The organism is Tropicimonas sp. S265A (genome assembly GCF_049800835.1).
In the GTDB taxonomy this organism is placed as follows: domain Bacteria; phylum Pseudomonadota; class Alphaproteobacteria; order Rhodobacterales; family Rhodobacteraceae; genus Dinoroseobacter.
Genome location: NZ_JBNAFU010000003.1, coordinates 334,326 through 342,014 on the forward strand (window position 1 = coordinate 334,326; position 7,689 = coordinate 342,014).

General features: G+C 59.3%; 6 protein-coding genes. 5 read left to right on the forward strand and 1 reads right to left on the reverse strand.

The window, feature by feature from the left end; genetic code table 11:
- Positions 1-451: 451 nt before the first annotated feature.
- Positions 452-1,069, forward strand: a complete 618-nt coding sequence (locus ACP15N_RS11675) for a hypothetical protein (RefSeq protein ID WP_425092445.1) — start codon at positions 452-454, stop codon at positions 1,067-1,069.
- On the forward strand, positions 1,059-1,550 hold the full coding sequence (locus ACP15N_RS11680) for a hypothetical protein (protein ID WP_425092446.1): 492 nt from the start codon (positions 1,059-1,061) through the stop codon (positions 1,548-1,550). Before ACP15N_RS11675 ends, ACP15N_RS11680 begins: the two co-directional genes overlap by 11 nt.
- A gap of 475 nt (positions 1,551-2,025) precedes the next feature.
- Here the strand turns inward: ACP15N_RS11680 and ubiG are convergent, their stop codons facing one another.
- Complete coding sequence (ubiG, locus tag ACP15N_RS11685) at positions 2,026-2,775, reverse strand: bifunctional 2-polyprenyl-6-hydroxyphenol methylase/3-demethylubiquinol 3-O-methyltransferase UbiG (protein ID WP_425092447.1); 750 nt, start codon at positions 2,773-2,775, stop codon at positions 2,026-2,028.
- Positions 2,776-2,838: 63 nt separating this feature from the next.
- On the opposite strand from ubiG, the gene pip reads away from it, so the two are divergent.
- From pip to acs, 3 genes are all read left to right on the forward strand, one after another.
- Positions 2,839-3,831, forward strand: a complete 993-nt coding sequence (pip, locus tag ACP15N_RS11690) for a prolyl aminopeptidase (protein WP_425092448.1) — start codon at positions 2,839-2,841, stop codon at positions 3,829-3,831.
- A gap of 61 nt (positions 3,832-3,892) precedes the next feature.
- Entirely contained in the window at positions 3,893-5,326 is a 1,434-nt protein-coding gene (locus ACP15N_RS11695; protein WP_425092449.1) for an ABC transporter substrate-binding protein, read from the forward strand.
- A 383-nt stretch (positions 5,327-5,709) separates the two neighbouring features.
- On the forward strand, positions 5,710-7,686 hold the full coding sequence (gene acs / locus ACP15N_RS11700; protein ID WP_425092450.1) for an acetate--CoA ligase: 1,977 nt from the start codon (positions 5,710-5,712) through the stop codon (positions 7,684-7,686).
- Positions 7,687-7,689 lie beyond the last annotated feature (3 nt).

Consider the following 7,689-nt stretch of genomic DNA (forward strand, 5'->3'; position numbering starts at 1 on the left):
GCGCCGACCCCAAACGCCCGTCACGCTCATGTGCCACGCATATGCAGACTTGGGCTCACTACGAGTGGCAATCAGATTAAGTGGGCGGCTTTGCGGACTTTGCCGCCATTCGGAGGTGGCACTTCGCTTACGCGGCATCCGGTCGCAGACGCGACCCCATTTGTGCGGCACTACAGCATTTGTAGTCACAACAGCCGTTCAAACGGCGTACCGATGGCCTGCTCCAAGTCGTATTCTTGCCTCGCGATCTGTGGACAAGTCTGACGCGGGCGATCTCGCCGCTTTTGCTGACGGAGCAATCACTTGCTCGTTCCGCACGACTATCAAGATCAGCAAAGAAATGCGGTAAGGCTTTGGGGCTTATTGGAGCTCCGGGTTGACGGTTGCACAGCGAGTTCTTTCGAGCCAATGTCACTCTATAGGACAAGCGAGAAAGTGAGGCTTAGCGATTTTGAGCGGCGGAGCAGTTCTTTTTTTTTGGGTATTGGCAATATGCTACTGTGTGCAGTTGGCACTAGTCGTCGCTAAGGCCAACGAAGTGTCGACCGGCAGCGATACTTCCCTTGCGGCCCGCATGTTCGCAGACGGAACGGCTCGACGAAAAACTACTGTGACAGTTCTCTTTGTCTTTGTTATCCCGGTGATGATCTCTTGGTGCGCTAGTATTGCAAACCTTTTCAATGTGATAGAGGTGCCTGGGGCCGTTTACTTTGGTTGTCTATCCATGCTGTTCGTGTTGATAACGCTAGAATTTGGTCTACTCAACTCGCTCACTGGAGGGCCCAGAAAAACTTGGACTGAACTTGTGTCTTTTGCGCTTATTCTCGATTTGCTCTCAGTCATCCTCTTGCTAGCTGTTATTAATCCGATCGCCTTTGCTCCAGTCGGTGGTGTACCAGTGAAGGTAGGAAATTGGACGGGCCTGAACATCTATTTATACGTAATTGCTGCAGCGGCCTTCTTCTCTAGCTTCACAGTTGTGCTTTTCTCGATGGCGGCAGAAAGAGAAGACTCCACAAACCCTCTACGAAGTGGAACGGCAGGTAGCGGAGGCCATGATGGCGGATAGCAACTTTTCCCCGGCAAGGATCATTCAGCTTGCCTCGTTGTTTTCTGCCGCCTTCGTTTCGGCCTTGGCAGTCTACTTGATAGTCACTCAGGATCAACGCTCCGAGGACCAAGTGTTAGCCGCTCGCGCGTTCGTTTTGGAGCAGGCAGATGGCCTTGACATAGTGCTGACGCGTTCCCGCGTGTACATAGACTGCCTTTGTGGAACAACCCAATGCGATGCGGAGTTGGCCTCCCTGAAGAATGGAATTGATGAAGCTAGAGAGCAAAGTATCAGCAGTAGTATCCAAAGTTATCAGCTTTTTGGCTCCGATAAGTTTTGGCAGGAAAGGCAAAAAATGATATCTACTCTCGAGGACGAATTGTTTGAGCCACGGCTACATGGCAACCAACTGCTTCAAAGCCAATGCGCAAATCTCCGAGACGTGCTCGACAACTTCGAAAGCTCTGCATTTGCGCTCGCCGCCTCGTTCAGTCCGTAGTGCTTCGTTTCCATAACACGTCGTGACGACATCTGGTAATGATGAACCAGAGTATTTTTGCAACGGCGGTCCAATGGCAAACTTTGTTGGTGATGTATGACTATGCAACAGGTGGCGAACCTTAAGCGGCAGTAGCGCGCTCTTCTGCTATGTAAGCAAAGCGGCTCTGCCCATAACTTGTGAATTGCCGCCTCTCTCCTCGCTGCGGGGAGTTTGAAGGGCTGGTTTTCCCGCAGCGCGGCGGCGCAACTCAGAGCACACCTTCACGCGTCGGATTCGCACTGCGTGCTCGCGCAGCACATTTTTGCAACTTCGCCTAAGGGCTCAAAGCCGTCTTTCGTTGCGCTCGCGTTAACGAATGGTAGAACTCATCTTCCGAGCCTCTGGAACGCCCGTAAACCCGGCCAAGAAATTTTGCTACATTTTGCAAAACAGGCCAAAAACCTCTGCTACAAAATGTACAAAACCCCCGAAATCACGCCGCTGGGCGGATTGCGGCGGTGACGTAGTTGACGCTCAGGTCGCGGTCCGAGATCGCCCATTGCCACGACACCGGGTTGAACACGAACCCCTTGCGATCCACCGGGTCGAGCCCTGCATTGCGCAGCAACTCGAAAAGCTCATCGGGCGTGATGAACTTGTTCCATTCATGCGTGCCTTTGGGCAGCCATTTCATCACGTATTCCGCCCCGACAATTGCCAGCGCGAAGCTCTTGGGGTTCCGGTTGATGGTGGAGGTGCACATGATCCCGTCCGGTTTCAGCAAGTCTTTACAGGCGGTTAGGTAAGCCAGCGGGTCGGCAACATGCTCCACCACCTCCATGTTCAGCACCGCGTCGAACTGCTCCCCATCGGCGGCCATCGCCTCCGCCGTGGTGTGGCGATAGTCGATCTCCAGCCCGGATTGCTCCGCGTGGATGCGCGCCACGGGGATGTTCCGCTCTGCCGCGTCCGCGCCAACCACCGTTGCGCCCAGACGGGCCATGGGTTCGGACAGAAGACCCCCGCCGCACCCGATGTCGAGAATGCGTAAGCCCTTGAAAGCTAGCGGTTCTGTCAGGTCACGCCCATACTCCGCCGCGATCTGACGCGTGATGTAGTCCAGCCGCACCGGGTTCATCAGGTGCAGCGGTTTAAACTTGCCCGTCGGATCCCACCATTCGGCGGCCATCGCCTCAAACTTGGCAATTTCGGTCGGGTCGACGGTGGTGCGCGCGGTTGTCATGGACTCTCTCCCTACAACTTGCCATGGATGGGGCGTGGGGTTCCAACGACATATAGGGCAGCAATGAACCGGGCCGCGAGCCAAAAACGCGCATCCGACTACCTCTATCCGCCAATCGACCCGTTCGATCAGCGGATCCTGCCTGTATCCGATGGACACCGCATCTACGTAGAGCAGTGCGGTAACCCCGACGGTATTCCCGTTGTCGTGCTGCATGGTGGACCTGGGGGCGGATGTAGCCCCGCGATGCGCCGGTATTTCGACCCCAACACGTATCGTGTCATCCTGTTTGACCAACGCGGGTGCGGTCGGTCGCGCCCGCACGCCTCGGTCATGCAGAACACGACCTGGCACCTCGTCGATGATATCGAGGCCATTCGGAACACCTTGGATATTGCGACCTGGGATGTCTTTGGTGGCAGTTGGGGCGCGACGCTGGCACTGATTTACGCGGAAACGCACCCCGAGGCGGTCAGCAACCTGATCCTGCGCGGGGTCTTTCTGATGACGCAGGCGGAGCTGGATTGGTTCTACGGCGGCGGTGCAGCACAGTTCTGGCCAGATGTCTGGGCGCGTTTCGTGAACATGATCCCCGAGGAGGAGCGCGACGACCTGATCGGGGCTTACGCGAAACGCCTCTTTTCCGGAAACATGATGGAAGAAACGCGGTTCGCCCGCGCCTGGTCGGCGTGGGAAAACGGTTTGGCGTCCATATATTCCGAGGGTACCAGCGGCGAAAGCCCGGCCGAATATGCCCGTGCCTTCGCTCGTCTGGAAAACCACTACTTCAAGAACAAGGGTTTTCTGGAAGTGGATGGCCAAATTCTGAGGGACGCCGACAAGATCGCTGACATTCCGACCACGATCGTGCAGGGGCGCTTTGACATGATCTGCCCGCCAGCTTCCGCACACAAGTTGGCGGCGGCGCTTCCACGAAGTGATCTGAGGATGATCCCTCTCGCAGGCCATGCCCTGTCAGAGGCGGGAATTAGCGCGGAACTCGTGCGGGTGATGGACAAGCTGCGCTACGGGCGAAGCGCGGCAGCGCCGGCCTAAAGGCGCCCTGGTTGGAAAATCGTGCTATGTTGCATCGTCAGAAAGGTCTGAGGTCCGCGGCGTGAATCTGAAAAGCCGACGCAAATTGCTCCAAACCGGTGTTGCCGCGGCGTTGTTTGCGGCCAGCGGGGTGCCGGTGGCCGCGCAACAACGTGGCCACGGCGGGCGTTTGCGTGTGGGTGTCGCGGATGGCGGGCCACGTGACGCATGGGGTCACACCGCAGGCGGGTCGGCCTTTATGGCGCTTGCCGGTCAGGGCGCGGTATTCGACACGTTGACAGAAGCTTCGGAGGATGGCTCCCTTCGGGGCGAACTTGCACTCGATTGGGTCCCGTCAGAGGACGCATCCGTCTGGAGACTGTTCCTACGCGACGGCGTTCGGTTCCATGACGGCTCCACGTTCACGTCGTCCGATGTCGTGCGGTCTTTTGCGCACCATCAAGAACAGCCCTTTTCGGCCCCGATCTTGCAAACGATCCACAGCGCAATCGCTGTTTCCAGCAATGAAGTCCGGTTTGTACTGGAGGCCGGAAATCCGGATTTTCCCTGGTTCCTGAGCGATCCATCCTTGATCATTCACTCCGAGCGCCATCTTGCGGGTGGCGGACCGCAAGGCGTGGGCACCGGCCTGTTTCGGGTGGACTCCTTCGCTCCCGGCCAGCGACTGCTTGCCAGACGCGTTTCGACACATTTCAAGGATTCTCGCGCCGGGTGGTTCGACGAGGTGGAGTTGCTTGCGCTTCCAGACGAAACCCACCGCTTGCAGGCGCTGGTTTCGGGGCGCGTCGACGTCGTTAACGGCTTGATGGGACAGACCCTTGCGCGCCTGAAGTCAGATGACCGTTTTGCAGTGCAGACTGTACCGGATGCTGAGTATATTGCCCTTGAATGCACTGGTCCGGACGGGCTTGAGATGCGCGCGACCCTTGCCGCGCTGCTGAATCGCCCCCGGCTTGTTGGCGACGCTTTGGGAGAGCTTGGCCGCGTTGGCCATGACGTGCCGATCCCCGGGGCAAGTCAGGCGTACTCCGAGGCGACCGCGAAGCCAGTGCCGCAGGAGTTACCCATTGTTCTGGAGCGCAGCGTGGGTTTGGCTGGTGCGCGCATTGTCACGGCCCTCGCGGGACAGATGCGGGAGCATGGAATTGTCTTCCGGCTCGCTTTGCCCGATGAGCCTGCGGCCGTGATTGTGCGGCGCTTGCCGGTCCGGCCCCTCGCCGATTGGGCGTGGTCCGATTGGGCGGCGATCAGCGACACTTCAAGGCTGTTGGTGCAAGACCACTTGCTGGCCGCACGCGCTGAGCTCGACCCGACCGCGCGCGCGGGAATCTACAGTGACATCGCCGCGCTGGTCCGTGATTGCTCATCCTTGTTGATCCCATGTTTCGTGGCGAACACACTGGCGTACCGGCGAAACTTGAGGCTGTCAGGGTCTACGAGACATCTGCTGGACCTCGACGGTGCGCGGATCGCCGAGCGCTGGTGGCGCGCCTGATATCGACTTTCGTCGCAGATTCGACGTAATGCGCGAATTCCTGACGCTGAGTGCATCATTTCCTCTTTTGCTCGGAAGATCGCGCATGTGTGGCGCTGGACGGTGTGCGACTTAATCGCCCGCAGCAGCAGTTGAAGCTGCGGCAACGCACCTCATTTCGCCACAATGCTGCAAAGAATTAGCCTGAATTAATTTTCTGACAAGTCTTTATTTTTGCAGACGAAAACGTCCCCAGTCAAAAAAATTTACAAACGTTTCTTCTGCAACGGAATTTCTTCACAGAAAAAAGGCGCAAAATCAGGGCTTTGTTGCGGGCTTCACAAACCATGGTAACTCTTTCGCAGGATTTTGCGACTTTCAGGCCTCAGGAGGGGATGAGCCACATGACAGATCAAAAACCGATCAGCCAAGAAGAGATTGTTAAGCCGGTACCCGAAGACTTCGCGGCGACCGCGCATATTGATGCGGATCGTTATGCTGAGATGTATGCGGCTTCGGTTTCGGATCCGGAGGGGTTCTGGGGCGAGCATGGGCGCTCTCTGGACTGGATCAAGCCCTATACGAAGGTGAAGGACACGTCCTTTGCGCATGACGACGTGCATGTGCGCTGGTTCGAGGATGGCACGCTGAATGTGGCGGCCAACTGCATTGACCGGCACCTGGCGACCCGCGGCGACCAGACCGCGATCATCTTCGAGCCCGACGATCCCGAAGAGCCCGCGCAGCACATCACCTACACCGCGCTGCACCGCTCGGTCTGCAAGATGGCCAACGTTCTGGAAGACCTCGGCGTGCGCAAGGGCGACCGGGTGATCCTGTATCTCCCGATGATCCCCGAGGCGGCCTATGCGATGCTGGCCTGCGCGCGCATCGGCGCGATCCACTCGATCGTGTTCGCGGGCTTCTCGCCGGACGCGCTGGCCGCGCGCATCAATGGCGCGGATGCCAAGCTGGTGATCACCGCCGACTACGCCCCGCGCGGCGGCCGTCAGACCCCGCTCAAGTCCAACGCGGATGCCGCCCTGCTGCACACCAAGGACGACGTCAAGATGCTGGTGGTCAAGCGCACCGGCGGGCAGACCACCTGGGTCGACGGGCGCGATTTCGACTATAACGAGCTGATGCTGGAGGCGGACGAGGTCCAGCGCCCGGTCGAGGTCGAGGCCGAACACCCATTGTTCATCCTTTACACCTCCGGCTCCACCGGCCAGCCCAAGGGCGTCGTGCATTCCTCGGGCGGGTACCTGCTCTATGCGGCGATGACCCAGAAATACGTCTTCGACGTGCATGAGGGCGACATCTACTGGTGCACGGCGGATGTGGGCTGGGTCACGGGCCACAGCTACATCGTCTACGGGCCGCTGGCCAATGGCGGCACCACGGTGATGTTCGAGGGCGTGCCGACCTACCCCGATGCCAGCCGGTTCTGGGAAGTGTGCGACAAGCACAAGGTCACCCAGTTCTACACCGCCCCCACCGCGATCCGCGCGCTGATGGCCAAAGGGCCGGAGTTCGTCGAGAAGTGCGACCTGAGCACGCTCAGGGTGCTGGGCACGGTCGGCGAGCCGATCAACCCCGAGGCCTGGAACTGGTACAATGACCTCGTCGGCAAGGGCAAATGCCCGATCGTCGACACCTGGTGGCAGACCGAGACCGGCGGCCACCTGCTGACCCCGCTGCCGGGCGCCACGGCGCTCAAGCCCGGCTCGGCCACGACCCCGTTCTTCGGCGTCCAGCCGGTGGTCCTGGACCCCCATTCGGGCGAGGAGATCCACGAGACGACGGCCGAGGGCGTGCTCTGCCTCAAGGACAGCTGGCCGGGCCAGATGCGCACGGTCTACGGCGATCACGAGCGCTTCGTGAAGACCTACTTCTCTGACTACAAGGGGTATTACTTCTCGGGCGATGGCTGCCGCCGCGACGCGGATGGCTATTACTGGATCACCGGCCGGGTCGATGACGTGATCAACGTCTCGGGCCACCGGATGGGCACCGCCGAAGTGGAATCCGCGTTGGTGGCGCATGCCAAGGTGGCCGAAGCCGCCGTGGTCGGCTACCCGCATGACATCAAGGGCCAGGGCATCTACTGCTACGTGACCCTGATGAACGGCGAGGAACCCTCGGAGGAGCTCCGCAAGGAGCTGCGCACCTGGGTCCGCACCGAGATCGGTCCCATCGCCGCCCCGGACCTCATCCAATGGGCCCCCGGCCTGCCGAAAACCCGCTCCGGCAAGATCATGCGCCGCATCCTGCGCAAGATCGCCGAAGACGACTTCGGCGCCCTCGGAGACACATCAACCCTCGCAGACCCATCCGTCGTCGACGACCTCATCAACAACAGAATGAACAAAAAGGACTGAGGG